Source organism: Delftia sp. PE138 (assembly GCF_018320755.1).
GTDB classification, from domain to species: domain Bacteria; phylum Pseudomonadota; class Gammaproteobacteria; order Burkholderiales; family Burkholderiaceae_C; genus Comamonas; species Comamonas tsuruhatensis.
Genome location: NZ_JABEPN010000001.1, coordinates 1,178,190 through 1,203,706 on the forward strand (window position 1 = coordinate 1,178,190; position 25,517 = coordinate 1,203,706).

Consider the following 25,517-nt stretch of genomic DNA (forward strand, 5'->3'; position numbering starts at 1 on the left):
CAGCCACCGCGCAGCGGTGATCTGCTGCTATGGGCTTGCATGCTGGGCACTGTTTTGGCGCAGCGCAAACAGCGGTTTTCCGGCCGTGAGTACCCCGTGTACATGAGACGGCGATACACTACAGGTAGTGCCTGAGAGCACGCCGGACACCATATCTAGTGTTCACAAGCTGTGCACACCCTGTGAAAACGGTGTGCACATCCGGCCCCGATTCCATCTCCCAGCAAGCCTGCCCCCAGTGCAGGTCCGCGTCCGTTCTATCCACAAACACCCGTTGAGGAAACTCATGCAAGAAGCACTGAATTCTTTGGCTCCCGCTGCGCACGGTGATGCTGCCAATCCTTCCTCCGCCCATCACCTGTCCGTGCAGGACGGCTACCAGATCATCCGCCGCAGCGGCGACGTGGTGCCCTTCACCCCGCAAAAGATCGCCGTCGCGCTGACCAAGGCCTTCCTGGCCGTGCGCGGCGCCCAGGGCGCTGCCTCCGCCAGCGTGCGCGAGACCGTGGACGAGCTCACCCAGGCCGTGGTGCGCGCCCTGCTGCGCTCGCGTCCGGGCGGCGGCACCTTCCATATTGAAGACGTGCAGGACCAGGTCGAGCTGGGCCTGATGCGCGGCGGCCACCACGACGTGGCGCGCGCCTACGTGCTGTACCGCGACCGCCGCAACCAGGAGCGTGCCGAGCAGAAGAAGGCCGCCGAGGCCGCTGCCGCCGCTGCGGCCGCGCCCGCCCCCGTGCTGCATGTGACCGACAACGGCCAGCGCGTTCCGCTGGACCAGGCCCGCCTGCTGGCCCTGATCGAGGCCTCCTGCCGCAACCTCAATGCCGACATCCAGGCCGCGCCCATCGTTGCCGAGACGCTGCGCAACCTGTACGACGGCGTGCCGATCGAAGAAGTCTTCAAGGCCTCCATCCTGGCCGCGCGCACGCTGATCGAAAAGGACCCCGACTACACCTACGTCACCGCCCGCCTGCTGCTGCACACCATCGTGCGCGAGGTCATGGGCCATGACGTGCAGCCTGCCGACATCCAGTCGGCCTACGCCGCCTACTTCCCCGGCTTCATCCAGAAGGGCGTGGACAACGAGCTGCTCAACCCCGAGCTGCTGAACTACGACCTGCCCCGCCTGGCTGCCGCCCTCAAGGCCGAACGCGACCAGCAGTTCGACTACCTGGGCCTGCAGACCCTGTACGACCGCTACTTCCTGCACGTGCGCAAGACGCGCATCGAGCTGCCCCAGTCCTTCTTCATGCGCGTGGCCATGGGCCTGGCGCTGCAGGAAGAGGACCGCAACGCGCGCGCCATCGAGTTCTACGAACTGCTGTCTTCCTTCGACTTCATGAGCAGCACGCCCACGCTGTTCAACAGCGGCACGCTGCGCTCGCAGCTGTCTTCGTGCTACCTGACCACGGTGCCCGACGATCTGGACGGCATCTATGAGTCGATCAAGGAAAACGCCCTGCTGTCCAAGTTCGCCGGCGGCCTGGGCAACGACTGGACGCGCGTGCGCGCCCTGGGTTCGCGCATCAAGGGCACGAACGGCGAGTCGCAGGGCGTGGTGCCCTTCCTCAAGGTGGTCAACGACACGGCCGTGGCCGTGAACCAGGGCGGCAAGCGCAAGGGCGCCGTCTGCACGTACCTGGAGACCTGGCACCTGGACATCGAGGAATTCCTCGAGCTGCGCAAGAACACGGGCGACGACCGCCGCCGCACGCACGACATGAACACGGCGAACTGGATTCCCGACCTGTTCATGAAGCGCGTCATGGAAAAGGGCCAGTGGACCCTGTTCTCGCCCTCCGATGTCGGCGACCTGCACGACCTCTTCGGCGCAGCCTTCGAGCGCGCCTACACGGCCTACGAAACCAAGGCCGACACCGGCGAGCTCAAGCTGTTCAAGCGCATCCCGGCCGTGGACCTGTGGCGCAAGATGCTGTCCATGCTGTTCGAGACCGGCCACCCCTGGGTCACCTTCAAGGACCCCTGCAACGTGCGCTCGCCCCAGCAGCACGCCGGCGTGGTGCACTCGTCCAACCTGTGCACCGAGATCACGCTGAACACCAGCGACACCGAGACCGCCGTCTGCAACCTGGGCTCGGTCAACCTGGCGCGCCACATCACCAACGGCGCCATCGACCACGGCAAGCTGCGCAAGACCATCACCACGGCCATGCGCATGCTGGACAACGTGATCGACATCAACTACTACGCCGTGCAGAAGGCCAAGGACTCCAACCTGCGCCATCGCCCCGTGGGCCTGGGCCTGATGGGCTTCCAGGATGCGCTCTATGAAATGCGCATCGCCTACGCCAGCGACGCGGCCGTCGAGTTCGCCGACCAGTCGATGGAAGCCATCTGCTACTACGCCTACTGGGCCTCCACCGAACTGGCCAGGGAACGCGGCCAGTACTCCAGCTACAAGGGCTCGCTGTGGGACCAGGGCATCCTGCCGCTGGACACGCTGAACCTGCTGGAGAAGGCCCGCGGCGGCTACGTGGAAGTGGACCGTTCCTCGCGCCTGGACTGGGATGCGCTGCGCGCCAAGATCGGCCAGCACGGCATGCGCAACTCCAACTGCGTGGCCATCGCCCCCACGGCGACCATCTCCAACATCGTCGGCGTCGATGCCTCCATCGAGCCTTCGTTCGGCAACCTGTCGGTCAAGTCCAACCTGTCCGGCGAGTTCACCGTCATCAACCAGTACCTGGTGCGCGACCTGAAGCGCCTGGGCCTGTGGGACGACGTGATGGTCATGGACCTCAAGCATTTCGACGGCTCGCTGCGCCCCATCGACCGCGTGCCCCAGGACGTCAAGAACCTGTACGCCACCGCCTTCGAGGTCGAGCCCACCTGGCTGGTCGAGGCCGCTGCACGCCGCCAGAAGTGGATCGACCAGGCCCAGAGCCTGAACATCTACATGGCCGGCGCCTCGGGCAAGAAGCTGGACGACACCTACAAGCTGGCCTGGCTGCGTGGCCTGAAGACCACCTACTACCTGCGCACCACCAGCGCCACCAACATCGAGAAGTCCACGGTGCAAAGCCGCGTGCTCAACGCAGTGCCCACGGCTGCCGCCCAGCCCGCTGCCGTGAGCACCTCCAGCGCCCTGGAAGCCGCGGCAGCCGCCGCACGCGCCCAGGCCCCGGCGACGGACATCAAGTTCTGCGCCATCGACGATCCCGGCTGCGAAGCCTGCCAGTAAGCCGCGCAGCGCGGGGCCTCGCCACGGCGCAGGCCCCGCGCCCTGCCCGCCAGCCAGCGCCATGCGCAGGATCTTCGCCATGGACCTTGGGCCTGCTCAACATGCCAGGCCACCCATGGTCCTACATTGACCGGAGCAGAAAGAGAGGCCTCTTTCGCACCGAATGAACTGAACATATGCCTCAGGGCATGCCGGAGAAAATTGCAATGCTGACCTTTGACGACGACGCCACCCTCTCGAACACGCCGACCGGCGCAGGAGCTGCCCCCGCCACCGGCACACACCAGCGCGTCAACGCCGCCGACAAGCGAATCATCAACGCCAAGACCGACGTCAACCAGCTGGTGCCCTTCAAGTACAAGTGGGCCTGGGAAAAGTACCTGGCCACCTGCGCCAACCACTGGATGCCGCAGGAAGTGAACATGAACCGCGACATCGCCCTGTGGAAGGACCCCAACGGCCTGACCGAGGACGAGCGCCGCATCGTCAAGCGCAACCTGGGCTTCTTCGTGACGGCCGACTCGCTGGCTGCCAACAACATCGTGCTGGGCACCTACCGCCACATCACCGCACCCGAGTGCCGCCAGTTCCTGCTGCGCCAGGCCTTCGAGGAAGCCATCCACACCCACGCCTACCAGTACATCGTGGAGTCGCTGGGCCTGGATGAAGGCGAGATCTTCAACGCCTATCTCGAGGTTCCCTCCATCCGCGACAAGGACGAATTCCTGATCCCCTTCATCGAGGCGATCATGGACCCCAGCTTCAAGACCGGCACCTTCGAGACCGACCAGACGCTGCTGAAGTCGCTCATCGTTTTCGCCTGCCTGATGGAGGGCCTGTTCTTCTACGTGGGCTTCACGCAGATCCTGGCCCTGGGCCGTCAGAACAAGATGACCGGCGCTGCCGAGCAGTACCAGTACATCCTGCGCGACGAGTCCATGCACTGCAACTTCGGCATCGACCTGATCAACCAGCTCAAGCTCGAAAATCCGCAGCTGTGGACACCCGAATTCAAGGAAGAAATCACGGCGCTTTTCGTCAAGGCCGTCGAGCTGGAATACCGCTACGCAGAGGACACCATGCCGCGCGGCGTGCTGGGCATGAACGCATCGATGTTCAAGGGATACCTGCGCTACATCGCCAACCGCCGCGCCACGCAGATCGGCCTGGAGGCCCTGTTCCCCAACGAGGAAAACCCGTTCCCCTGGATGAGCGAGATGATCGATTTGAAGAAGGAACGTAACTTCTTTGAGACACGCGTCATCGAGTATCAAACCGGAGGCGCACTTTCCTGGGATTAATCGCTTCTCTGCAGGCACAATGCGAACCATGACGCGCTTCACGCTTTTGCAATACCGATGGTGTTGCGGCGTGGGGCGTCTCCGTGTTCATTGCGATGCGTCACTCCACATCGCATTGAATCGCTTCGGAGCCCCGTACCCCGAAGTGTTTTGTGCAAATCAACGAAGGAGAAGATGATGGCAACTGCGAAGAAGACGGCCTCTACCAAGGCCCCCACCGACAAGAAGACCACCGCCAAAAAGGCGGCCGCCCCCAAGGCTGAAGCCGTGAAGAAAGCCACGGCCACTGCCAAGGCAGCGCCCGCCAAGAAGGCTGCGGCTCCTGCTGCAAAGAAGGCTGCCGCTCCCGCCAAGAAGGCTGCTGCTCCTGCTGCCAAGAAGGCTGCTGCGCCTGCTGCNAAGAAGGCCGCTGCTCCCGCCAAGAAGGCTGCNGCNCCTGCTGCCAAGAAGGCCGCNGCTCCNGCCAAGAAGGCTGCTGCTCCTGCTGCAAAGAAGGCTGCCGCGCCTGCCAAGAAGGCTGCTGCTCCTGCCGCCAAGAAGGCCGCAGCTCCCGCCAAGAAGGCTGCAGCTCCTGCGGCCAAGAAGCCCGCCGCTGCACCGGCTGCCAAGCCCGCAGCAGCACCCGCCAAGGCTGCAGCAGCTCCTGCCGCTCCCGCCAAGAAGGCTGCAGCGCCGAAGAAGGCCGCTGCTCCCAAGAAGGCCGCAGCAGCTCCCGCCGCTGCCGCGCCTGCAGCTCCCGCTGCCGCACCCGCGCCCATCGCGCAAACCCGCCTGGCACCCCAAGCCGCATGGCCCTTCCCCACAGGCAGCAAGCCCTGAGACTTCTCCGGTCTCAAAGCAAAAAGCCCGGCTCTTTCGAGTCGGGCTTTTTTCATTGCGACGATGGCGGCTGTACCGCCACCCGGCGATCACCGCATCAGGGCTTGGCGAAGTCCAGCACGTAGTTCTGCGGGCCGCGGCTGGCAATCTTGAGCGCACCCAGGCGGTTGCCCAGTTCTGCACAACGCACCAGATCCCAGCCACGCTCCAGGCCGAACAGCAGGGCGCCACGCCACGCGTCGCCACAGCCGGTGGGGTCGACCACGGCAGCGGGCTGCACAGGCGCCACCGGGGTCCTGGTGCCTTGCACCCAGACCTCGCAGCCTTGCGCGCCCAGCGTCACCACCAGGCCCTGCACCTGCCCTGAAATCTGCTCCAGGCTCCAGCCCGTGCGCTCGCTGAGCATGCGGGCTTCATAGTCGTTCACGGCCACCCAGTCGGCCTGCTCGATGAAGCGGCGCAGATCCTGCCCGTCGAACATGGGCAGGCCCTGGCCCGGATCGAAGACGAAGGGAATGCCTGCAGCCTTGAACTGCTGGGCATGCTCGATCATGGCCTCGCGGCCATCGGGAGCGATGATGCCCACGCGCACCTGCTCCCTGAGTTCGGGGGTGATGCGGTTGCCGTGGGCCTGCATCATGGCGCCCGGGTGGAAGGCCGTGATCTGGTTGTTGTCGCGGTCGGTCATGATCATGCACTGGGCCGTGTGCGTGTCCTGCAACTGGCCGATGTGCGCCGTGTGCACGCCCAGCTCCTGCAGGCGCTGCACATATTCGGCACCGTCACTGCCCACCATGGCCATGGGCCAGGCATCGCCCCCCAGCAGCCTCAGCGCATAGGCGATGTTGCCCGCGCACCCGCCGAAATCGCGGCGCAGCGTGGGCACCAGGAAGGACACATTGAGGATGTGCAACTGGTCAGGCAGGATCTGGTCGGCAAACCTTCCGTCGAAGGTCATGATGTTGTCGAACGCAAGCGATCCGCAGATGAGAGCGGCCATGGTGTGTCTCGGCTTTCTTGAAGAGTCAGGGGAATCAGGGATAAAAAACCAGGGCGCGGTAACCGGCAACGGCGGACTCCAGGCCCTGCACTTCGACCGGGGCGGTCACGCTCCATTCGCCATGGCCCTCGATCTGCGCCGGGGCACCGAACTGGTCGAGCCGGATCACGCGCCGCAGCAGCAGCTTGTCCTGCGCATCGGTGAGCGTGAGTTCGACAGCGGGCATGGCCACGGGGAAGCTGGAACGGTTCTCCAGGGTCAGGCTCCATTGGTACTGGCCGTTGCGCGGCAGCTGCCGAAAACCCGAACTGCCGATCACCACATCGCCGATCTGTCGGCGCGGCTGCAGCTCGCAGCCCGCCATGGCGCACAGGGTCTGCAGCGTGGGCGCCAGCGAAGGATGCTGCACGGCCAGCGCATCGCGCTGGCCCCACATCACCTGGCCTGCCAAAGCGCCCGCGCCCAGCAGGCAGCCCAGCACAAGGGCCACGCGTACGGCAGGCCGGCGCCAGAAGGCCTTGCGCCGCGCCTGACGCACAAAGCCGGGCTCGGCCTCGGGCAGCGCAGGCTGGTCGTCGCTGCCACCCTCGCCGTCGCTGTCGGGCCAGCGGGAGAACTCCGGCGAAGGCACGGATACCTGCGCCTGCCGCTCCGATTCACGGACCAGGCCCGTCGGGACGGACAGCGAAGGCGCATCGGCTTTCTGGGACGGCACGGCACCATCCACCTTGTGCGGCGATGGCGCGGAAACAGGCTTGTGTTCAGGCTCGGGCTGGGGTTCGGGCTCCAGGCCGGGCGGGGACGCCACCGCCGGCTCATGCCGCGCGTCAGGCTGGGACTGCGCCGCTGGTGCAGCCACGGACGCCGCCAGGATCTCGTCCACCAGCGACGCGCCAGGCAGCTCGCGGCCCGGATCGTCGGCGCCAAAAGCCGAAGGGGTCTGCGCAGGCGGCGCCGTGGACGTGGGCGCGGGCGCCTGCGGAGCCGCAGCTTCGGCAGGCGGCACGGCAGGCGAAGGCTCGACCCTGGCAGCAGGCGCCGTGCTTGCAGCAGTTGCCGTGGCTGCAGCCGGTGCCGGAGCACCCCGCCCCGGCAGCCCCACGGGCGCCGTCGGCAGCCACATGGACTCCCGGAATTCGCGGATGTCATCGTCCTCGAATTCCGGCCCATCGAGCGATGCCCCGCCCGCCACGGGATTGCCGGCGGCATGCGCAGGCGTGGCCGGCAGGGGCTGCAGATCCTCGGAGGCATCGAACACTTCATGGCAGACGCCGCAGCGCACCCACCCCTGCGAAATTCGCAGCTGGTCGGCCACCACTTTGAAGCGGGTTCCACAGGCAGGACAGCGGGTGACTTGGCTCATCAGCGATCGATTGTAGGCAGCTGCTCGCGGCCCGCGCCATGAAGGCGGCAGCCGCGCAGGGACTCGTGGCGCAAATCAGGCCGCGCGGCGCGCGGTCATCAGGATCCAGCCATCTTCGCTGTCGGCGACTTCGAGTGCCAGGTACGGCGCGTAGGCCTGCTTGAGTTCGTCGGCCTGGCGCTCCAGGATGCCGGCCAGCACCAGGCTTCCACCCTCCGCCACGCGGGCGCACAGCAGCGGCGCCAGCACCTTGAGCGGCGTGGCCAGGATGTTGGCCAGCACGGTGCTATATTCACCCGTCACGGCATCGGGCAGGCCGGCCTTCAACTGCACGGCGTTGGCATCGGCGTTGTAGCGCGTGGACTCCACGGCAGCCGGGTCGATGTCCACCGCGTCGATGTCGGTGGCACCGAACTTGGCCGCACCGATGGCCAGGATGCCGGAGCCGCAGCCGTAGTCCAGCGTGCGCCCCAGGCTGCCCTCGGGCTGGCGTGCGATCCAGCGCAGGCACATGCGCGTGGTCGGGTGCGTACCCGTGCCGAAGGCCAGGCCCGGGTCCAGGCGGATGCTCACGCGCGCCTGCGGCGGCAGCTCGTGCCAGGTGGGAACGATCCAGAATTCGGGGGTGATGTCCACGGGGGCGAACTGCGACTGCGTCAGGCGCACCCAGTCCTGCTCGGGCACCTGCTTGACGGCGATGATGCTGCAGCCCTCGAAGAAGTCCTGGGGCAGCAGCAGATCACGTGCCTCTTCGGCCGCTTGCTGCGTGGGGAACAGCGCCACCAGGCGGCTGCGCTGCCAGCCGTCTTTGGGTGGCGGCATGCCGGGCTCGCCGAACAGGGCCTGCTCGGCCTCGGTCTGCGCGTCGGCGTCCTCGACCGATACGCTCAGGGCGTCCAGCGCATCCAGTGCATCGCTGATGGTTTCGACCCGGTCTTCCGGGCACAGCAGGCTCAACTCGAACATGGGCCCATCCTTTTCTAAGCAATCAATGAAAAATGCCGGCCGCCGTCGCCGGGGGCCAGCATGCATGGTCGATCGGGTGACCCGCTCAACGCTTGTTGGCGTTGCGGTGCGCCAGCCACTCTTCCAGGTAGTGGATGTTGGTGCCGCCTTCCATGAACTTGGCGTCCACCATCAGGTCCTGGTGCAGCGGGATGTTGGTCTTGATGCCTTCGACCACGGTCTCCAGCAGCGCAGTGCGCATGCGTGCCAGCGCCTGCTCGCGCGTGTCGCCGTGAACGATGATCTTGCCGATCATGGAGTCGTAGTTCGGCGGCACGAAGTAGTTGTTGTAGACGTGCGAGTCCACGCGCACGCCCGGGCCACCGGGCGCATGCCACATGGTGATGCGGCCTGGCGAAGGCATGAAGTTGTAGGGGTCCTCGGCATTCACGCGGCATTCGATCGCATGGCCCTTGAGCTGGGCATTGATCTGGCGCTGGGTGAAAGGCAGCTTCTCGCCTGCGGCCACCATGATCTGGGTGCGAACGATGTCCACGCCCGTGATCAGTTCCGTCACCGGATGCTCCACCTGCACGCGCGTGTTCATCTCGATGAAGTAGAACTCGCCGTTTTCGTAGAGGAACTCAAAGGTGCCTGCGCCACGGTAGCCCAGCTTCTTGCAGGCTGCAGCGCAGCGCTCGCCGATCTTCTCGACCAGGCGACGGGGAATGCCGGGAGCCGGCGCTTCCTCGATGACCTTCTGGTGGCGGCGCTGCATGGAGCAGTCGCGCTCGCCCAGGTAGACGGCATTGCGATGGTTGTCGGCCAGGATCTGGATTTCCACATGGCGCGGGTTCTGCAGGAACTTCTCCATGTAGACGGCCGGATTGCCGAAGGCCGCACCGGCCTCGGCCTTGGTCATCTGCACGGCATTGATCAGCGCCGCCTCGGTATGCACCACGCGCATGCCACGGCCACCGCCGCCGCCTGCTGCCTTGATGATCACCGGATAGCCCACGGCCTTGGCGATGCGGCGGATCTGCACCGGATCGTCGGGCAGTTCGCCGTCCGAGCCCGGCACGCAGGGCACGCCCGCCTTGATCATGGCCTGCTTGGCCGAGACCTTGTCACCCATGGTGCGGATGTTGTCGGGCGTGGGGCCGATGAAGGTGAAGCCGCTCTTTTCCACGCGCTCGGCAAAGTCGGCGTTCTCGCTGAGAAAGCCGTAGCCAGGGTGGATCGCCTCGGCGTCGGTCACCTCGGCGGCCGAGATGATGGCCGGCATGTTGAGGTAGCTCAGCGGCGAAGGAGCGGGGCCGATGCACACGGCCTCGTCGGCCAGCTTGACGTACTTTGCGTCACGGTCGGCCTCGGAATACACCATCACCGCCTTGATGCCCAGTTCACGGCAGGCGCGCTGGATGCGCAGGGCGATCTCGCCCCGGTTGGCAACCAAAATTTTCTTAAACATGAAGGTCCTCGCGGCTTGGTGCCTGCGGCGGTACGCAGGCCGAAGCCGTCAGTTGAGCCAATTGCTCTGTCGCGCCGCGGCATGCGTTCGCGCCAGGGCGTCGTGCCGCTTGCGGCATCGCTCGCCTGCAGGTTACTCGATCACGAACAGGGGCTGGCCGTACTCGACGGCCTGGCCGTTTTCACCCAGGATGCGGGTAATGGTGCCGCTCTTGTCGGCCTCGATCTCGTTGAGAATCTTCATCGCTTCGATGATGCAGATGGTCTCGCCTTCCTTGACCTGGTTGCCCACTTCCACGAAAGGCTTGCCGCCAGGGCTGGATGCGCGGTAGAAGGTGCCGACCATGGGCGACTTCACCACATGTCCCGCGACGGCTGCCTCGGCAGGGGCTGCCACGGGCGCTGCTGCAGGAGCGGCCACAGGTGCTGCCACGGGCGCAGCCATCGGAGCCTGCATGGGCGCAGCCACGTAGTGCTGCACCACGGCGCCTTCGCTCTTGACGATCCGGACCTTGCCCTCTGCTTCGGTGATCTCCAGTTCCGACACGTTCGATTCGGACACCAGATCAATGAGGGTCTTGAGTTTTCGCAAATCCATGGGAGCTCCAGCGGCTAACAACTAAATAGGGCGCGAATTTACTCCAATTTCGCCCTTCTGCGTGCTTTGAGGCATATTTTTCATCAACGTCGCCATGGAATTCGGGGGATTTCCTGAGCCTGCACAGGCTCGGTCGCTGCGGAAATCAGCCTTTTGCGCTCCAGGAAGCCAGATCTTCGGTAGTAAGCTCACCTATTTTACGTTGCCGCACCAGGCCATCCTCGCCGAGCAGCACGGTGAAGGGCAGTCCGCCCTGCAGATTGCCGAGCGAGCGGGTCAGGCCCAGACCGCCTTCCACCGCCAGCGCCACGGGGAAACGCAGGGGTGTGCGGCCCAGAAAGCGCTGCACTGCCTCGGGCTTGTCCACGGCCAGGCCAATGACCTGAATGCCATGCTGGTCTTGGCGTGCCGAGAAGGCATCCAGCATGGGCAGTTCGCGCACGCACGGCGGGCACCAGGTGGCCCAGAAATTGACCAGCACCGGCTTGCCACGCCAGCGCGACAGCGTCATGGCCGAGCCATCCGGCGTGATGAAACGCTGCTGCCACAGCTGCTCTTCGGCGCTGGACTCCATGGCATGGGGCTGAAATCGCCACCAGGCCAATCCGGCGCCACCCAGTCCCGCAGCGGCGGCAACGCCGCCCATCAGCCAGCGGCGGCGGGAAGATGTGTTTTGACCTGCATCCACGGAATCAGCCACGGTCGGCCTCCCCTTCGTCCTGGTTCAACAGCTTGCGCAATGCCTCTGCGCTGCCACGCGGGCTGCGCCCCTGTCCATCGGGCTTGAGCGCGCCGCGCAGATCGTCAAGATCATGGACCAGCAGGTGCACACCCACATCCTCGTTCAGCGGGCGGCAGAAGGCATGGATGCTCAGCGCCTCCACGCTCTGGCCGGTGAATCCCGTCACGGTGCTGGGTTCGTAGTTCACATGCTGGTTGATCAGTGCGATCTCTGCCGATTTGGGGTCGTCGCAGAACAGTTGCAGATAAATATCGGACAGGCGCGTGGCCGTGCCGCGCCAGACGGCGCCGGCCAAGTGGGGACGGAACTCGGCCAGGCGATCCATCCATTGCAGAGCCAGCTCGCGCAGGGCCTGCAGTTCCTGGGGCTGGGTGTCGGCGCAGAACAGGGCGATGTATTCGCGCACAGCCTCTTCCACCAGGTCATTGCCCGGCAGCGCAGTGCGCGAGGGCAGTCCCAGCTGGCGCACAGCGCGGTGCTTGGCAGGCCCCCATTCCAGACCTTCCTCGACCACGAGGCGGGCCGCAGTCTGGGCAATTTCGGCAGTGGCTTGGTCCATGGCTTTACGATCCGCTGTATCCCTACATATATATAAGAGGCCTTCCCTGCGGATGGCCCCGGGCCATTGTGACCCAAGCCGCGGCAACGCCGGCCGCTGACGGGCTTTGCATGTTCCTGCCAGCGCCTTGCACCGGCGATTTCGCAACCTTGTGTTTCCGGGACCCGGTGCCTGCTGGGCCGCAAGCTCCTGTTTTTGCAGGCCAGCCATCCCGGACATGGCGGCAACCGTAGAATGCCCGGCCATGCACATACATATTCTGGGCATCTGCGGCACCTTCATGGGCGGACTGGCCGCGCTGGCGCGCGAAGCTGGGCACCGCGTCACAGGCTGCGACGCCGGCGTCTACCCGCCGATGAGCGATCAGCTGCGTGCACTGGGCATCGAGCTGATCGAGGGCTACGGCGCCGACCAGATGACCCTGCAACCCGACATGTATGTCGTAGGCAACGTGGTCAGCCGCGCGCGCCTGCCCGACGGCAGCCCCAAGTTCCCGCTGATGGAGGCAATCCTCGAAAGCGGCGCTCCCTACACCAGCGGGCCGCAATGGCTTTGCGAACATGTGCTGCACCATCCGTCCTGCCCGCGCCATGTGCTGGCCGTGGCCGGCACGCATGGCAAGACGACCACGACGTCGATGCTGGCCTGGATTCTCGAATGCGCAGGCCTGGCTCCGGGCTTTCTGGTCGGCGGCGTGCCGCTGGACTTCGGCGTCTCGGCCCGCTTGGGTGCATCCAGGCGCCCGACGCCAGGCGAGGGCCCGGCCGGCGCGGAGCCCGTCTTCGTCATCGAGGCCGATGAATACGACACGGCCTTCTTCGACAAGCGCAGCAAGTTCGTGCACTACCGCCCGCGCACGGCCGTGCTCAACAACCTGGAGTTCGATCACGCCGACATCTTCGAGGATCTCGGTGCCATCGAACGCCAGTTCCACCATCTGGTGCGCACCGTCCCCGCTTCGGGCCGGCTTGTTGTCAACGGCATCGAGGAAAGCATCACCCGCGTGCTGCACCAGGGCTGCTGGAGCGAGGTTTCCAGCTTCGGGGCGGTGGTCAGCGACTTCAGCGCAGAGGGCGATCCGAGCGCCTTCGACGTGCTGCACCGTGGCCGCAAGGTGGCCCGCCTGGAATGGGCGCTGACCGGGGAACACAACCAGCTCAACGCGCTGGCCGCCATTGCGGCAGCCGAGCACGTGGGCGTGACGCCGGCACAGGCCTGCGAGGCGCTGGCGCGCTTTCAGAACGTCAAGCGACGCATGGAGCTGCGCGGCATGGCGGGCGGCGTATCCGTCTACGACGACTTCGCCCACCACCCCACGGCCATACGCACCACGCTGGACGGCCTGCGCCGCAAACTCGGCAGCCAGGCACGCATCCTTGCGGTGTTCGAGCCGCGCAGCAACACCATGAAGCTGGGCACCATGAAGTCGCAACTGCCCTGGTCCCTGGAAAGCGCCGATCTGGTGTTCTGCCACACGGCCGGCCTGGACTGGGACGCCGCCGAGGCGCTGCATCCCCTGGGCGTGGGCCCTGGCCGCAAGGCGCAGGTGGCAGGCGACATGGACACGCTGATCGGACAGATCCTCGCAGCCGCCCGGCCGGGCGACCATGTGGTGTGCATGAGCAACGGCGGCTTCGGCGGCATACATCCCAAGCTGCTGGCTGCCCTGCAGGCCGCAGGCTGAACAAAGCGCAAGCAAGCCCCACCCCAATGAAAGAAGCCCGGGACATGCCCGGGCTTCTTTCATGTGCCTTCGCCTGTCAGCCGTCAGTAGCTGATGGACATGGCGGGCACGTCGACACGGATCAGCGGCTTGGACAGCACGGCCTGGGCTGCAACGGCATAGCTGTTGCGCCACTGCTCGTCGTCGAACAGCCCGGCACGCGAACGCGCCGCGCGCGCCACCACCACCAGCTTGTCGGCCAGCAGTACCTTGCCGCTGGCACGCAGGGGTTCGCAGTCCATGGAGATGAACTGCTGGTCCAGCCAATGCCGTCCTTCATCGGAACTCATGGGGGTGAGCCCGTTGGTGTCCGTGCGGTACTCTTTTCCGGCATCCAACACCACAATCACTTCGCTGCGCATGGAACTCCTCTCGTCATTACTGGATACAACCCCGTGCCTGCTCGCGCGGACAGGGCCGTTACTCATACCGCGAGCTTAACCGCAAGCGCCTTCTCCACACCCCGGGCAAGCTGACATGGCGCAAGCGCCGCAGCCTGGGGCTGGCACTGCCAGCAGCAGGTGTTTCATTGCGGCACGGCGCCCGCTTCAAGGTGCAAACGTACAATCGCCTGCAGATTGGACCCCGAATCTTCATCAACCGCATCGCATGACGACCGACACCACACACCAGAAACTGCTTGACCAGCTGCAGCAGCTCGAAGATGAGTTGCGCGGCCAGAGCCTCTGGTCGGCCGTGGCGCCAAGCCCCGAGGCCATGGCGTCGACCATGCCCTTCATGTACGACACGCTCAAGCTGCAGCAATGGCTGCAGTGGGTTTTCCTGCCCCGGCTGCGTGCCGTGATCGAGGCCGGCGGCCAGCTGCCCTGCCAAAGCCACGTTCATCCGCTGGCCGAACATGAGTGGAGCCAGCCCGTGGAATTCGACAAGCGCCAGTTGTTGGCCCTGCTGCAGGGCATAGACGACACGCTGAACCAGTGCGGTCTGACTCCGCCGGACGCCACATCGTCCCACTGACCACGGAGCGGCCAGGCACGAAAAACGGGGCGCAGACGCCCCGTTTTCTTTTGCGCCTCAGGCAGCCACCAAGGCTGCTGCCGCCTCGGTCTGCTTGACGCGGCGCTGCAGCACGGCGTCGGACAGCTCGGCCAGCGTGGCCAGGGAATCATCCCAGCCCAGGCAGGCGTCGGTAATGCTCTGGCCGTAGGTCAGGGCAGCCACTTCGTCCTTGCCGGGCGTGAACTTCTGGGCGCCGCCCACAAGATGGCCTTCGATCATCACGCCGAACACGCTGCGCGAGCCGCCGCTGATCTGTCCGGCGATGTCGCGGGCCACGTCCTTCTGGCGCTCATGCTGCTTGGAGCTGTTGGCGTGACTGCAGTCGACCATCAGCGTGGGCGTCAGGCCCGCCTTTTCGAGGTCCTCGCAGGCAGCGGCCACGTTGGCGGCGTCGTAGTTGGGAGTCTTGCCGCCGCGCAGGATGACGTGGCAATCCTGGTTGCCCGCCGTGTTCACGATGGCAACCTGGCCATTCTTGTGCACCGACAGGAAGTGGTGGCCACGGCTGGCCGACTGGATGGCGTCGGTGGCGATGCGGATGTTGCCGTCCGTGCCGTTCTTGAAGCCGATGGGCGCCGAGATGCCCGAGGCCAGTTCACGGTGGACCTGGCTTTCCGTGGTGCGCGCACCGATGGCGCCCCAGCTGATCAGATCGGCGATGTACTGGGGAGAGATCACGTCCAGGAACTCGCTGGCGGCCGGCACGCCCAGGCGGTTGATGTCGATCAGCAGTTGCCGCGCAATGCGCAGGCCCTCGTCGATGCGGTAGCTCTGGTCCAGGTAGGGATCGTTGATCAGCCCCTTCCAGCCCACGGTGGTGCGCGGCTTTTCGAAGTACACGCGCATCACGATCTCCAGCGTGTCCTTGTACTGCTCGCGTATGGGCGCCAGGCGGCGCGCGTACTCGATGGCGGCCGCCGGATCGTGGATGGAGCAGGGGCCGACGATGACCAGCAGGCGGTCATCCTCGCCAGCCATGATGTTGTGGATGGTGCGGCGGGTATCGCCGATCAGGGTTTCGACGGCCGTACCGCGGATGGGGAAGAAGCGAATGAGGTGCTCGGGAGGGGGCAACACGGTGATGTCCTTGATACGTGCGTCGTCGGTTTGGCCAGTCTTTTGGGAACCGCCGCGATACCAGGAATCGGCGAGGGAAGCTTGATGAGCAGTCATTGCTTGCTTTCGTGAGGAAAGATGGATCGTGGAAAACGGAGCGAAGAATCGGGAGGGGAAAAACAAAAAACCGCCGGGCTCTGCAGCTTCGGCGGTTCTGAGGGAGGTTTGTTCGGGTGCGCGCGCTTACCTCTCTTCCGCCGGGGAGGAGAACCAAAAGTAAAAGTAGAAGGAGGTACGGGCTTGCATGGGAACTGAATGTAGCACAGTCATTTTTCGCAGTGCAACATGGCCATGGCAGCACGGGGGGCGCACTTCACAGTGCCACAGAGAGAAACCTCAAAATCCACCAAGCACTTAAACTGCTTTTTTAACCGTTAAACGCAAAAATATTTCGTCATCACGGATAAAAACACGATGGCATGCAGTTTTCTTGCATTCACCTTTGAAAACGTGCAAACCCCAGAAAATGACGCTTCCGCGCATCGCGGCAGGCCCGCCTCAACGCCGCAGCAAGGAGTCGCGCAGCCTGCGCAGTGCTCGGCGCAGGGCGCTCCAGGGACGCCAGCGACGCGTCCGGTACCAAGGCTGCATTGCGGCGGCATCGAACCCGCCGGCCACAGCGGCGGATTCCGCAAACATGTCTATCAACAGGCATGCATCTCCCAGCAGGCGCCAGCCCAGACGCTCGCAGCGGCGGAAATGCTCAGGCTCCTGGGCATCGCCCACCAGCACGGACTGCTGCCAGGCGTGCACGACCTCCCTGAATCCCTTGAGCAGGCGCTGGTAGGCGGGAAATTCGTAGAGGGCGTGCCATACCGCCCCCAGCGTGGTGAGGAAGTGCTGGTGGTCCAGCACGGCCAGGTCGAGTTGCTGTATGGCCTCTTCCACGGCAGGGCGTGCACTGCCCGCATAGCGCACGCGCACGGCCTCGTCCAGCGCAACGGCCAACAAGGCCAGTTGCTGGTGCATGGGCTGCAGATCGCCCACGATCAACTCGTTCAGCCAGACGCGGTTCAGCCGCGACTCGCCGGCCCAGGTGCGCCAGTGTTCCGGCAGGCTGCGCAGGGGATGGGCAGAAGTCTGCAGGCCTGGCCGGGAAGGAAAGGAAAGCTGGGTCATGGAATCGGCGCCGGGCGGCGCCCACGGAGCGCGGCGGGCCGCGTCAGGCAGGACAGAGGACCCGCCCCCTGCCATGCAGGGCGCGGGCATGCGACGGTCAGGCCGTGCCGCCCACCGTCAGGCCGTCGATGCGCAGCGTAGGCTGACCCACGCCCACGGGCACGCTCTGGCCTTCCTTGCCGCAGGTGCCCACACCGCTGTCCAGGCGCATGTCGTTGCCGATCATGGTGATGTGCTTGAGCGATTCCGGGCCGCTGCCCACGATGGTCGCGCCCTTGACGGGGTACTGGATCTTGCCGTTCTCGACCCAATAGGCCTCGCTGGCAGAGAACACGAACTTGCCGCTGGTGATGTCGACCTGACCGCCGCCGAAGTTGGTGGCGTACAGGCCCTTCTTGATCGAGGCCACGATTTCCTGCGGATCCTTGTCGCCACCTAGCATGTAGGTGTTGGTCATGCGCGGCATGGGGATGTGGGCATAGCTTTCGCGGCGGCCGTTGCCCGTGGGCTTGACGCCCATCAGGCGGGCGTTCATTGCGTCCTGGATGTAGCCCTTGAGGATGCCGTCCTCGATCAGCACATTGCTCTGGCTGGTGCAGCCCTCGTCATCGACGTTGAGCGAACCGCGGCGATCGGCCAGCGTGCCGTCGTCCAGCACGGTGACGCCCTTGGCCGCCACGCGCTGGCCGATGCGGCCGCTGAAGGCGCTGGCGCCCTTGCGGTTGAAGTCGCCTTCCAGGCCATGGCCCACGGCTTCGTGCAGCAGCACACCGGGCCAGCCGGGGCCAAGCACCACGGTCATTTCGCCTGCCGGCGCGGGGCGCGACTGCAGGTTGGTGAGGGCCGCGCTCACGGCTTCGTCCACATATTGCGTGATCTGCTCATCGCTGAAATAGGCCAGGCCAAAACGGCCACCACCGCCGGCCGAACCCACTTCGCGCCGACCCTTTTGCTCGGCGATCACGGTGACGGAAAGACGCACCAGCGGCCGCACATCGGCAGCCAACGTGCCATCGGCGCGGGCGACCAGCACCACGTCGTACTCGCTGGCCAGGCCGGCCATGACCTGGACGACACGCGGGTCCTTGGCGCGGGCCAGGGTTTCGACCTTGCCCAGCAGCTCGACCTTGGCCGTGCTGTCCAGCGTGGCAATGGGATCCAGCCCCGGATACAGCGAGCGGCTTTGCGCGATCTTGGACGCGTTGGCGCGCACGCGCTTGCTCTGGGCCGCGCCCGAGATGGAGCGCACGGTGCGTGCCGCATCCAGCAGGGAGGCTTCGGAAATATCGTCGGAATAGGCAAAGGCCGTCTTCTCGCCGCTGACCGCCCGCACGCCCACACCCTGGTCGATGCTGAAGCTGCCGGTCTTGACGATGCCCTCTTCCAGGCTCCAGCCTTCGGCGCGGGTGTACTGGAAGTAGAGGTCGGCGTCGTCGACCTGATGGCTGCGGATCTCGGCCAGTGCGCGCGCGAGATGGGTTTCATCGAGCCCGAAGGGCTCAAGCAGCAACTGGCGCGCTGTGGCCAGGCGTTCAATGGTGGGTTCGCGGGAGATCATTCGCCCATTGTAGAGAGCCGGCCATGCCCTCGCCGTGCAACGGGGGCAGCCAACGGTTCATGGGCCTGCAAAAAAGAACGGAATGCCGCCCCACCAGGCTGAGCGGCATTCCGTAGGCATGCATCCGCGTGGATGGCGAACATGCTGGCCCATGTCCGCGCTTGCTTTGTAGCGCGCCTCGGCGTCCGTGGCAAGTGCACGGTCATCCCGCAGACATTATGGAAACAGGAGCATGCCAGTCTCATACAGGCTTGGCTTGCTCGCCAAATCATGGAAAGAAACGGAGCTTTCCGGCAGCAGGCATCCAGACTATTTGACATTTGCAGGCGCCTTGGGCGCCGCAAACTGGTGTTCAGAGCGGGCCGCCGCCCTCGCCCGGCAGTTGCCGCTGCGAACGCGCCACCGACATCAGCACCCCCAGCGCCAGCCCCAGCGTGACCATGGCCGTGCCGCCGTAGCTGATGAAGGGAAGCGGCACGCCGACCACGGGCAGGATGCCGCTGACCATGCCCATGTTCACGAAGGCATAGGTGAAGAAGATCATGGCCACGGCCGCCGCCATGAGCCGCGCGAACAGCGTGTTGGCCTGGATGGCGATGGCCAGCCCGCGCCAGACCAGCAGCAGGAAGGAGACGATGATGAACAGGTTGCCGACCAGGCCGAACTCCTCGGAATAGGCGGCGAAGATGAAGTCGGTCGTGCGCTCGGGGATGAACTCCAGGTGGGTTTGCGTGCCTGCCATGAATCCCTTGCCCCAGACGCCACCGGAGCCGATGGCGATCATGCCCTGGATGATGTGGAACCCCTTGCCCAGGGGGTCGCGCGTGGGGTCCAGCAGGGTGCAGACACGGGTCTGCTGGTATTCATGCAGCACGGGCCAGCGCACGCCGTCGGCGCACAGCTGGGGTTCGTACCAGACGATGAGGGTGATGCCGATCACACCGGCCAGCACGGGCGGAACGATGAGCTTCCAGGGCAGGCCCGCGAAGAAGATCACCGACAGGCCGGCCGCCATCACCAGCAGCGAGGTCCCCAGGTCTGGCTGCTTCATGATCAGCCCGACAGGCACCATGAGCAGCACCATGGCGATCACGAAGTCCGTGCCGCGCAGCTGGCCCTCGCGGCGCTGGAACCACCAGGCCAGCATCAGCGGCGTGGCGATCTTCAGCAGCTCGCTGGGCTGGATCACCACACCCACGTTGACCCAGCGCTGAGCCCCCTTCTTGGTGATGCCGAACAGCGCCACCGCCACCAGCAGCGCCACGCCCAGCATGTACAGCGGCACGGCCACCTTCATGAGCTGCTGCGGGGGAATCTGGGCCACGACAAAGAGGATGGCCGCCGCGATCAGCATGTTGCGCCCGTGGTCGGTGAAGCGCGTGCCGTGGTCGAAGCCCGAGGAGTACATGGCGATCAGCCCCGCCGACGCCAGCATGCCCACGAACAGCAGCAACCAGAAGTCAAAGCCCCGCAGCAGCGGGGCAACACGTTGCCAGAGGGAGGGCTTGTCGAATTCGGTCACGGGGATGGTCGGTCGCGGGCACGGGCCGCCATTATCCCGTGGCGCATGCGGCCTAGCCCGGCGCAGGGTTGCCCACGGAGGCGGTTGTCATCCTGCTGTCGGCCCGGGCCTTCCCTGCTGGGCGCCGCCCGCCGCAGCGGCCACAATGGGCCATGAGCCGTCCGGGCCGCATCCGGCGCCCGGCCCCAGCAACGCAAAGGAGAGCGCCCGCCATGACCACCACCCATTTGCTGTATCTGCACGGCTTTCGCTCCTCACCCCAATCCACCAAGGCCCGGCGCATGGCCGAACATGTGGCCACGCGCCATCCCCATGTGCGCTGGTGGAGCCCGCAATTGCCGCCATCCCCGCGCGAGGCGGCCGCCCTGATTGCCGACGGCATAGGCAGCTGGCCGCGAGAGACCATGGCCGTGATCGGCTCCTCGCTGGGCGGCTACTACGCCAGCTGGGTGGCCCAGCTGGCGCGCTGCCGCAGCGTGATGATCAACCCGGCCGTGAACCCGGCGCGCGATCTTGAAAAGTACATTGGCGAGCAGACGTCCTGGCACAACTCCGAGGAACGCTTTTTCTTTCGCCGCGAGTACATGGAAGAGCTGCGCGCGCTGGACACGCGCTCCATGACACCGGCCGCGCCCGAGATGCTGCTGGCGGCCGAGGGCGACGAAGTTCTGGACTGGCGCGAGATGAGCGCGCGCTACCCGCATGCGCTGCAGATCATCCAGGAAGGCGGCGATCACGCGCTGAGCAACTTCGAGGAGTACCTGCCCCAGCTCGACGAGTTCCTGAATCTGGCCTGATGCCGCACACGCCTGCGCGGCAGCTGCCAGCCGCAGCGTGGGAGAATATCGGGCTATGCACGCATTGTTTGAAGAAGCCGGCAAGTTCCTGGCCGGCCGCATCCTCTCCGAAGCCGACACCTCCGCCCAGGTGGAACTGGACTCGGGCAAACGGGTCAAGGTCAAGTCCGCCAACATCCTGCTCAAGTTCGACAAGCCGGCGCCTGCCGAGCTGATCGCCCAGGGCCAGGCAATGGCCGCCGAGATCGATCTGGACCTGGCCTGGGAATTCGCCCCCGAGGAGGAATTCGGCTTCGCCGACCTGGCACGCGACTATTTCTCGGACAATGCCACGCTGGCCCAGCAGGCCGGCGCGCTGTTTCGCATCTACGAGGCGCCGCACTACTTTCGCCGCGCCGGCAAGGGCCGCTTCAAGAAGGCGCCGGCCGAAATCCTGCAGCAGGCGCTGGCCGGCATAGAGAAGAAAAAGCAGATCCAGGCCCAGATCACGGCCTGGGCCGAGCAGCTGGGCGCCGGCGAATGCCCCGGCCCCATCCGCGAACAGCTCTACAAGATCCTGTTCCGCCCCGACAAGAACGCCGCCGAATACAAGGCCGTGGTCGAGGCCAGCCGCGCCACGCGCCTGGCACCGCTGGATCTGCTGCACAGGGCCGGCGCCATTGAATCGGCCTACGAATTCCACTGGAAGCGCTTCCTCTTCGACCACTTCCCCAAGGGCACGCAATTTCCGCCGCTGGAGGCGCCCCAGCCTCCGGCAGAGCTGCCGCTGGCCGAGGTCCAGGCGTTTTCCATCGATGACTCGGCCACCACCGAGATCGATGACGCGCTGTCGGTGCGCGGCCTGGGCACGGGCACGGTCACCGTGGGCATCCACATCGCGGCCCCCGGCCTGGCCATCGTACCGGGCACGCCGCTGGACCAGCTCGGCCGCTCGCGCCTGTCCACTGTCTACATGCCCGGCTACAAGATCACCATGCTGCCCAACGAGGTGGTGCAGATCTACACGCTGGACGAAGGCCGCGCCAACCCCGCCGTGTCGCTGTACGTCACCGTGGACGAGACCACGCTGGAAACCACGGCCAGCGAGACGCGCCTGGAACGCGTGCCCGTGCAGGTCAACTTCCGCCATGACAAGCTGGACCACATCGTCACCGAGCAGTGGCTGGCCGACCCGTCCATCGAGGTCGAGGGCACGCCCGAAGTGCTGCAGGGCAAGCGCGCCGAACTGACGTTCCTGCAGCGCTGGGCCAGGCACCTGAAGGCCGGGCGCGAACTGGTGCGGGGCAAGCCCGAGAACTTCAACCGTCCCGACTACAACTTCCGCCTGGTGGGCAACGGCAGCGCCGAGCCCCGCGGCAACGAGCAGGTCGAGATCACCGTGCGCAAGCGCGGCGCACCGCTGGACCTGATCGTGGCAGAGGCCGCCATCGTGGCCAACAGCACCTGGGGCGGCTGGATGGCCGATCTGGGCGTGCCCGGCATCTACCGCAGCCAGGCCAGCCTGGCCCCCGGCATCAAGGTGCGCATGTCCACCAAGGCGCTCCCCCACGCGGGCATCGGCGTCAAGAGCTATGCCTGGGCCACCTCGCCGCTGCGCCGCTATGTGGACCTGGTCAACCAGTGGCAGATCATTGCCTGCGCGCGCCACGGCAAGACCGCCGCACTGGCCGCGCCGTTCAAGCCCAAGGATGCCGAGCTGTTCGGCATCATCAGCAGCTTTGACGGCGCCTACAGCGCCTACAACGGCTACCAGGCAGGCATGGAGCGCTTCTGGACGCTCAAGTACCTGCAGCAGAACGCCATCACCGAGCTGACGGCCACCGTCATCAAGGAAGGCATGGGCGGCGGCCTGCTGGTGCGCGCCGACGACCTGCCGCTGGTCTTCCCCGTGCTGGGCGTCACCGGCCTGCCGCGCGGTGCCCATGTGCGCGTGCGCCTGGGCGAGATCGACGAGATCGCGCTCGATGTCTCGGGCACGCTGATCGAGCGCCTGGACAGCGACGCCGCCGCTGCCGACGATGGAGCGGAGGACGACGAGGAGGCCGTGGCCGGCCCCATCGCCATCGCCGTGGACATGAACGAGACCGACGGCACGCCCGCGGCCGATCCTGCCCAGCCCTGATCTGCCCGCGCCCCAGCCTCGCATCCAAGCCACTGCCTTAGATCTGACGTGAAACTGCCTACCGCCTTCCGTTCCCTGAGTACGCTGCAGTTGGCACTGGGTGTCTCCATTGCCCTGCATGCCGGGTTGCTCTCGTTCCGGTTCATCGATCCGGAACGCTTCGACCGCGTGTTCCAGGACACGCCGCTGGAAGTCATCCTGGTCAATGCCCGCGCCAACGAGCAGCCCGACAAGGCGCAGGCCATCGCGCAGACCTCGCTGGCCGGCGGCGGCGAAGCCGACAAGGGCCGGGCCTCCAGCCCCATGCCCTACTCGGCGCTCACCGCCGTGGGCGACGACTTCGAGGAACGCCAGCGCCAGATCGACTCCATGCAGGAGCAGCAGACCGTCTTGCTGACGCAGTTGCGCAAGCAGGTCGCGGCCCTGCCGCCGCTGGACCCGCGCGAGGCGGCAAAGCAGACCAAGGAGCAGCAGGCCCAGCAGGAAAAGCGCCAGCAACTGGTCAAGCTGCTGGCCGAGATCGAAAAACGCATCAACGAAGAAAACGCCCGCCCCAAGAAGCGCTACATCAGCCCGTCCACGCGCGAGGCCGTCTACGCCATCTACTACGACGGCCTGCGCCGCAAGGTCGAGGACAAGGGCACGGAGAACTTTCCCGAGCAGGCCGGCAAGAAGCTCTATGGCGAGCTGGTCATGATCCTCACCGTCAACCACGACGGCCGCGTGCTGTCCACCGAGATCGTGCAGGGCTCGGGCAACCGCCTGCTGGACACCCGCGCCGAAGCCATCGCGCGTGCGGCCGGCCCCTTCGGCCACTTCGGCCCCGCCATGCGCGCCAAGGCCGACCAGATCGCCGTGGTCTCGCGCTTCAAGTTCACGCGTGAGCAGACGCTGCAGACCACGGTCCAGTAGCCCAGTAGCGCCCCGCACTCTTCGCACTCCATTTTTTCGACATGACTTCCGTTGCCGCCACCTCCTCTGACCGCTACTGCGTCATGGGCAACCCCGTCGCGCACAGCCGTTCGCCCTGGATCCATGCCCGCTTTGCCGAACTGTGCGGGCAGGACCTGCACTACGAGCGCCAGCATGTGGAGCTGAATGGCTTTGCCGAGGCCGTGCGCGCCTTCGTCACGGCAGGCGGACGCGGCTGCAATGTCACCGTACCCTTCAAGCTGGAAGCCGCACAGCTGGCCACCACCTCCAGCGAGCGCGTGCAACTGGCCGGCGCCGCCAACACCCTGGTGCTGGCGGCGGACGGCATCCATGCCGACAACACCGACGGCCTGGGCCTGGTGGCCGACATCGTGCGCAATGCAGGCGTGCCGCTGGCCGGACGCGACCTGCTGCTGCTGGGCGCGGGTGGCGCCGCAGCCGGTGCACTGGGCTCGCTGCTTGCCGAGCGCCCGCGCCGCATCGCCGTGGTCAACCGCACCTTCGAGCGCGCCCAGGCCCTGGTGCAGCGCCATGCCGCCATTGCTGCGCAACATGGCGTGGAACTGGTGGCGCTGGAGCAGCAGGCCGTGGATGAGGTTTTCGACGTGGTCATCAACGCCACCGCCAGCAGCCTGGCCGGTGCCGAGGTGCCCGTGCCGGCCCGCGTGCTGCGCACTGGCAGCCTGGCCTACGACATGATGTACGGCCCCGCGGCCCAGGGCTTCATGCAGTGGGCCGAACAGCACGGCGCCACGGCCCGCGACGGGCTGGGCATGCTGGTGGAGCAGGCGGCCGAATCGTTTGCGCTGTGGCGCGGCGTGCGCCCGCCCTCGGCCCAGGTGCTGAACGAGCTGCGCGCCCATATTGCTCAAGGCGGCTGAGCGCTTCATGAAATCCCTGGCACGCGCCCTGCTGCTGGTGCTGTGCGCCGGCCTGCTGCTGCAGCTGTTCTTCGTGCTGCGCATTGCGCTGATGGTGGTGGTCGATCCCGAGTCCACAGCCTTCCAGCGCTCCGAAGCCTGGCAGATGCTGCGCAGCTCCGAAGGCCTGCACTGGAGCCAGCAATGGCTGCCCTATGACCGCATCGCGCCCACGCTCAAGCGCGCCGTCATTGCCTCCGAAGACGACAGCTTCACCGAACACCACGGGGTGCAATGGGAAGCCATCGAGAAAGCCTGGCAGCGCAACCAGCGCGCCGAAGCCCGGGCCATGAAGGCCGACAACGGCAAGGCGCCCAAGATCTATGGCGGCTCCACCATCACGCAGCAGCTGGCCAAGAACCTGCTGCTGTCGGGCGAACGCAGCCTGCTGCGCAAGGGGCAGGAACTGGTGCTGACCCAGCTGCTGGAACTGATGCTGAGCAAGCAGCGCATCCTGGAGATCTACCTCAACAGCGTGGAATGGGGCCAGGGCGTGTTCGGCGCCGAGGCGGCCGCTCGCCACTACTTTCGCAAGAGCGCCTCCCAGCTCAGCGCCGCCGAGGCCGCGCGCCTGGCCGTGATGCTGCCCCAGCCCAAGCGCTTCGAGAAGCTGCCCAACTCCGGCTATCTGCTGCAGCGCACGCGCACGGTCATGCAGAGAATGCCCAGCGCCGTCGTCCCCTGA

General features: G+C 65.9%; 22 protein-coding genes. 10 read left to right on the forward strand and 12 right to left on the reverse strand.

Annotation, left to right across the window (positions count from 1 at the left end; all coding sequences use genetic code 11):
- The first annotated feature begins 286 nt into the window (after nt 1–286).
- From HFGMBDPB_RS05320 to HFGMBDPB_RS05330, 3 genes are all read left to right on the forward strand, one after another.
- On the forward strand, nt 287–3,205 hold the full coding sequence (locus HFGMBDPB_RS05320) for a ribonucleoside-diphosphate reductase subunit alpha (RefSeq protein ID WP_016448001.1): 2,919 nt from the start codon (nt 287–289) through the stop codon (nt 3,203–3,205).
- Between the two features lie 206 nt (nt 3,206–3,411).
- Complete coding sequence (locus HFGMBDPB_RS05325) at nt 3,412–4,506, forward strand: ribonucleotide-diphosphate reductase subunit beta (RefSeq protein ID WP_016448002.1); 1,095 nt, start codon at nt 3,412–3,414, stop codon at nt 4,504–4,506.
- Between the two features lie 177 nt (nt 4,507–4,683).
- Nucleotides 4,684–5,325 (forward strand): histone, encoded by a 642-nt coding sequence (locus HFGMBDPB_RS05330; protein WP_212645037.1) that lies wholly within the window; start codon nt 4,684–4,686, stop codon nt 5,323–5,325.
- A 97-nt stretch (nt 5,326–5,422) separates the two neighbouring features.
- Here HFGMBDPB_RS05330 and HFGMBDPB_RS05335 read toward each other — a convergent pair whose 3' ends face one another.
- From HFGMBDPB_RS05335 to HFGMBDPB_RS05365, 7 genes are all read right to left on the reverse strand, one after another.
- Nucleotides 5,423–6,325, reverse strand: a complete 903-nt coding sequence (locus tag HFGMBDPB_RS05335) for a carbohydrate kinase family protein (protein ID WP_061288099.1) — start codon at nt 6,323–6,325, stop codon at nt 5,423–5,425.
- 34 nt (nt 6,326–6,359) lie between these two features.
- Complete coding sequence (locus tag HFGMBDPB_RS05340; RefSeq protein ID WP_212645038.1) at nt 6,360–7,688, reverse strand: zinc-ribbon and DUF3426 domain-containing protein; 1,329 nt, start codon at nt 7,686–7,688, stop codon at nt 6,360–6,362.
- A 75-nt stretch (nt 7,689–7,763) separates the two neighbouring features.
- A complete protein-coding gene (gene prmA / locus HFGMBDPB_RS05345; RefSeq protein WP_047217452.1) occupies nt 7,764–8,654 on the reverse strand; it encodes a 50S ribosomal protein L11 methyltransferase in 891 nt (296 codons plus the stop codon).
- Between the two features lie 85 nt (nt 8,655–8,739).
- On the reverse strand, nt 8,740–10,104 hold the full coding sequence (gene accC, locus HFGMBDPB_RS05350) for an acetyl-CoA carboxylase biotin carboxylase subunit (RefSeq protein ID WP_016448007.1): 1,365 nt from the start codon (nt 10,102–10,104) through the stop codon (nt 8,740–8,742).
- Nucleotides 10,105–10,236: 132 nt separating this feature from the next.
- A complete protein-coding gene (accB, locus tag HFGMBDPB_RS05355) occupies nt 10,237–10,701 on the reverse strand; it encodes an acetyl-CoA carboxylase biotin carboxyl carrier protein (protein WP_016448008.1) in 465 nt (154 codons plus the stop codon).
- Nucleotides 10,702–10,846: 145 nt separating this feature from the next.
- On the reverse strand, nt 10,847–11,347 hold the full coding sequence (locus HFGMBDPB_RS05360; protein WP_016448009.1) for a TlpA family protein disulfide reductase: 501 nt from the start codon (nt 11,345–11,347) through the stop codon (nt 10,847–10,849).
- Between the two features lie 46 nt (nt 11,348–11,393).
- Nucleotides 11,394–12,002: a hypothetical protein gene (locus HFGMBDPB_RS05365; protein ID WP_016448010.1), complete on the reverse strand. Its 609-nt coding sequence runs from the start codon at nt 12,000–12,002 to the stop codon at nt 11,394–11,396.
- 244 nt (nt 12,003–12,246) lie between these two features.
- Between HFGMBDPB_RS05365 and mpl the strand changes: the two genes are divergently transcribed.
- Complete coding sequence (gene mpl / locus HFGMBDPB_RS05370; protein ID WP_061288105.1) at nt 12,247–13,686, forward strand: UDP-N-acetylmuramate:L-alanyl-gamma-D-glutamyl-meso-diaminopimelate ligase; 1,440 nt, start codon at nt 12,247–12,249, stop codon at nt 13,684–13,686.
- 83 nt (nt 13,687–13,769) lie between these two features.
- Here the strand turns inward: mpl and HFGMBDPB_RS05375 are convergent, their stop codons facing one another.
- Entirely contained in the window at nt 13,770–14,087 is a 318-nt protein-coding gene (locus tag HFGMBDPB_RS05375; RefSeq protein WP_016448012.1) for a hypothetical protein, read from the reverse strand.
- Between the two features lie 247 nt (nt 14,088–14,334).
- Here HFGMBDPB_RS05375 and HFGMBDPB_RS05380 point away from each other — a divergent pair, with 247 nt between their 5' ends.
- On the forward strand, nt 14,335–14,703 hold the full coding sequence (locus HFGMBDPB_RS05380) for a YqcC family protein (RefSeq protein ID WP_016453140.1): 369 nt from the start codon (nt 14,335–14,337) through the stop codon (nt 14,701–14,703).
- 57 nt (nt 14,704–14,760) lie between these two features.
- On the opposite strand, the gene HFGMBDPB_RS05385 is transcribed toward HFGMBDPB_RS05380, so the two are convergent.
- The 4 genes from HFGMBDPB_RS05385 to rodA all read right to left on the reverse strand — a co-directional run bounded on the left by HFGMBDPB_RS05385 (nt 14,761) and on the right by rodA (nt 20,060).
- Nucleotides 14,761–15,918, reverse strand: a complete 1,158-nt coding sequence (locus HFGMBDPB_RS05385; RefSeq protein WP_016453139.1) for a 3-deoxy-7-phosphoheptulonate synthase — start codon at nt 15,916–15,918, stop codon at nt 14,761–14,763.
- Between the two features lie 441 nt (nt 15,919–16,359).
- A complete protein-coding gene (locus tag HFGMBDPB_RS05390) occupies nt 16,360–16,980 on the reverse strand; it encodes a hypothetical protein (protein WP_016448015.1) in 621 nt (206 codons plus the stop codon).
- A gap of 97 nt (nt 16,981–17,077) precedes the next feature.
- On the reverse strand, nt 17,078–18,538 hold the full coding sequence (tldD, locus tag HFGMBDPB_RS05395; protein ID WP_017404622.1) for a metalloprotease TldD: 1,461 nt from the start codon (nt 18,536–18,538) through the stop codon (nt 17,078–17,080).
- Nucleotides 18,539–18,890: 352 nt separating this feature from the next.
- Nucleotides 18,891–20,060, reverse strand: coding sequence for a rod shape-determining protein RodA (gene rodA / locus HFGMBDPB_RS05400; protein WP_016448017.1), 1,170 nt, complete (start codon nt 20,058–20,060; stop codon nt 18,891–18,893).
- 212 nt (nt 20,061–20,272) lie between these two features.
- Here rodA and HFGMBDPB_RS05405 point away from each other — a divergent pair, with 212 nt between their 5' ends.
- The 5 genes from HFGMBDPB_RS05405 to mtgA are packed head-to-tail and all read left to right on the forward strand — an operon-like array spanning nt 20,273 to nt 25,517.
- Entirely contained in the window at nt 20,273–20,857 is a 585-nt protein-coding gene (locus tag HFGMBDPB_RS05405) for a YqiA/YcfP family alpha/beta fold hydrolase (RefSeq protein ID WP_212645039.1), read from the forward strand.
- A 55-nt stretch (nt 20,858–20,912) separates the two neighbouring features.
- Nucleotides 20,913–22,979 carry a ribonuclease catalytic domain-containing protein gene (locus HFGMBDPB_RS05410; protein WP_212645040.1) on the forward strand — a complete coding sequence of 689 codons (2,067 nt, stop codon included), beginning with the start codon at nt 20,913–20,915 and terminating at the stop codon, nt 22,977–22,979.
- Nucleotides 22,980–23,027: 48 nt separating this feature from the next.
- Nucleotides 23,028–23,891 (forward strand): energy transducer TonB, encoded by an 864-nt coding sequence (locus HFGMBDPB_RS05415; protein ID WP_016448020.1) that lies wholly within the window; start codon nt 23,028–23,030, stop codon nt 23,889–23,891.
- A 41-nt stretch (nt 23,892–23,932) separates the two neighbouring features.
- Complete coding sequence (gene aroE, locus HFGMBDPB_RS05420; protein WP_034366294.1) at nt 23,933–24,793, forward strand: shikimate dehydrogenase; 861 nt, start codon at nt 23,933–23,935, stop codon at nt 24,791–24,793.
- 7 nt (nt 24,794–24,800) lie between these two features.
- Nucleotides 24,801–25,517: a monofunctional biosynthetic peptidoglycan transglycosylase gene (gene mtgA, locus HFGMBDPB_RS05425; protein ID WP_016448022.1), complete on the forward strand. Its 717-nt coding sequence runs from the start codon at nt 24,801–24,803 to the stop codon at nt 25,515–25,517.

What these genes read in the sequence shown, in the direction of transcription:
- tldD (WP_017404622.1), bottom strand. Translation starts at nt 18,538, where the DNA reads ATGATCTCCCGCGAACCCACCATTGAACGCCTGGCCACAGCGCGCCAG.
- HFGMBDPB_RS05385 (WP_016453139.1), bottom strand. Translation starts at nt 15,918, where the DNA reads ATGACTGCTCATCAAGCTTCCCTCGCCGATTCCTGGTATCGCGGCGGT.
- HFGMBDPB_RS05390 (WP_016448015.1), bottom strand. Translation starts at nt 16,980, where the DNA reads ATGACCCAGCTTTCCTTTCCTTCCCGGCCAGGCCTGCAGACTTCTGCC.
- prmA (WP_047217452.1), bottom strand. Translation starts at nt 8,654, where the DNA reads ATGTTCGAGTTGAGCCTGCTGTGCCCGGAAGACCGGGTCGAAACCATC.
- accC (WP_016448007.1), bottom strand. Translation starts at nt 10,104, where the DNA reads ATGTTTAAGAAAATTTTGGTTGCCAACCGGGGCGAGATCGCCCTGCGC.
- aroE (WP_034366294.1), top strand. Translation starts at nt 23,933, where the DNA reads ATGACTTCCGTTGCCGCCACCTCCTCTGACCGCTACTGCGTCATGGGC.
- accB (WP_016448008.1), bottom strand. Translation starts at nt 10,701, where the DNA reads ATGGATTTGCGAAAACTCAAGACCCTCATTGATCTGGTGTCCGAATCG.
- HFGMBDPB_RS05365 (WP_016448010.1), bottom strand. Translation starts at nt 12,002, where the DNA reads ATGGACCAAGCCACTGCCGAAATTGCCCAGACTGCGGCCCGCCTCGTG.
- HFGMBDPB_RS05340 (WP_212645038.1), bottom strand. Translation starts at nt 7,688, where the DNA reads ATGAGCCAAGTCACCCGCTGTCCTGCCTGTGGAACCCGCTTCAAAGTG.
- HFGMBDPB_RS05335 (WP_061288099.1), bottom strand. Translation starts at nt 6,325, where the DNA reads ATGGCCGCTCTCATCTGCGGATCGCTTGCGTTCGACAACATCATGACC.
- HFGMBDPB_RS05375 (WP_016448012.1), bottom strand. Translation starts at nt 14,087, where the DNA reads ATGCGCAGCGAAGTGATTGTGGTGTTGGATGCCGGAAAAGAGTACCGC.
- HFGMBDPB_RS05360 (WP_016448009.1), bottom strand. Translation starts at nt 11,347, where the DNA reads ATGGGCGGCGTTGCCGCCGCTGCGGGACTGGGTGGCGCCGGATTGGCC.
- HFGMBDPB_RS05325 (WP_016448002.1), top strand. Translation starts at nt 3,412, where the DNA reads ATGCTGACCTTTGACGACGACGCCACCCTCTCGAACACGCCGACCGGC.
- HFGMBDPB_RS05320 (WP_016448001.1), top strand. Translation starts at nt 287, where the DNA reads ATGCAAGAAGCACTGAATTCTTTGGCTCCCGCTGCGCACGGTGATGCT.
- mtgA (WP_016448022.1), top strand. Translation starts at nt 24,801, where the DNA reads ATGAAATCCCTGGCACGCGCCCTGCTGCTGGTGCTGTGCGCCGGCCTG.
- HFGMBDPB_RS05380 (WP_016453140.1), top strand. Translation starts at nt 14,335, where the DNA reads ATGACGACCGACACCACACACCAGAAACTGCTTGACCAGCTGCAGCAG.
- HFGMBDPB_RS05410 (WP_212645040.1), top strand. Translation starts at nt 20,913, where the DNA reads ATGCACGCATTGTTTGAAGAAGCCGGCAAGTTCCTGGCCGGCCGCATC.
- HFGMBDPB_RS05405 (WP_212645039.1), top strand. Translation starts at nt 20,273, where the DNA reads ATGACCACCACCCATTTGCTGTATCTGCACGGCTTTCGCTCCTCACCC.
- mpl (WP_061288105.1), top strand. Translation starts at nt 12,247, where the DNA reads ATGCACATACATATTCTGGGCATCTGCGGCACCTTCATGGGCGGACTG.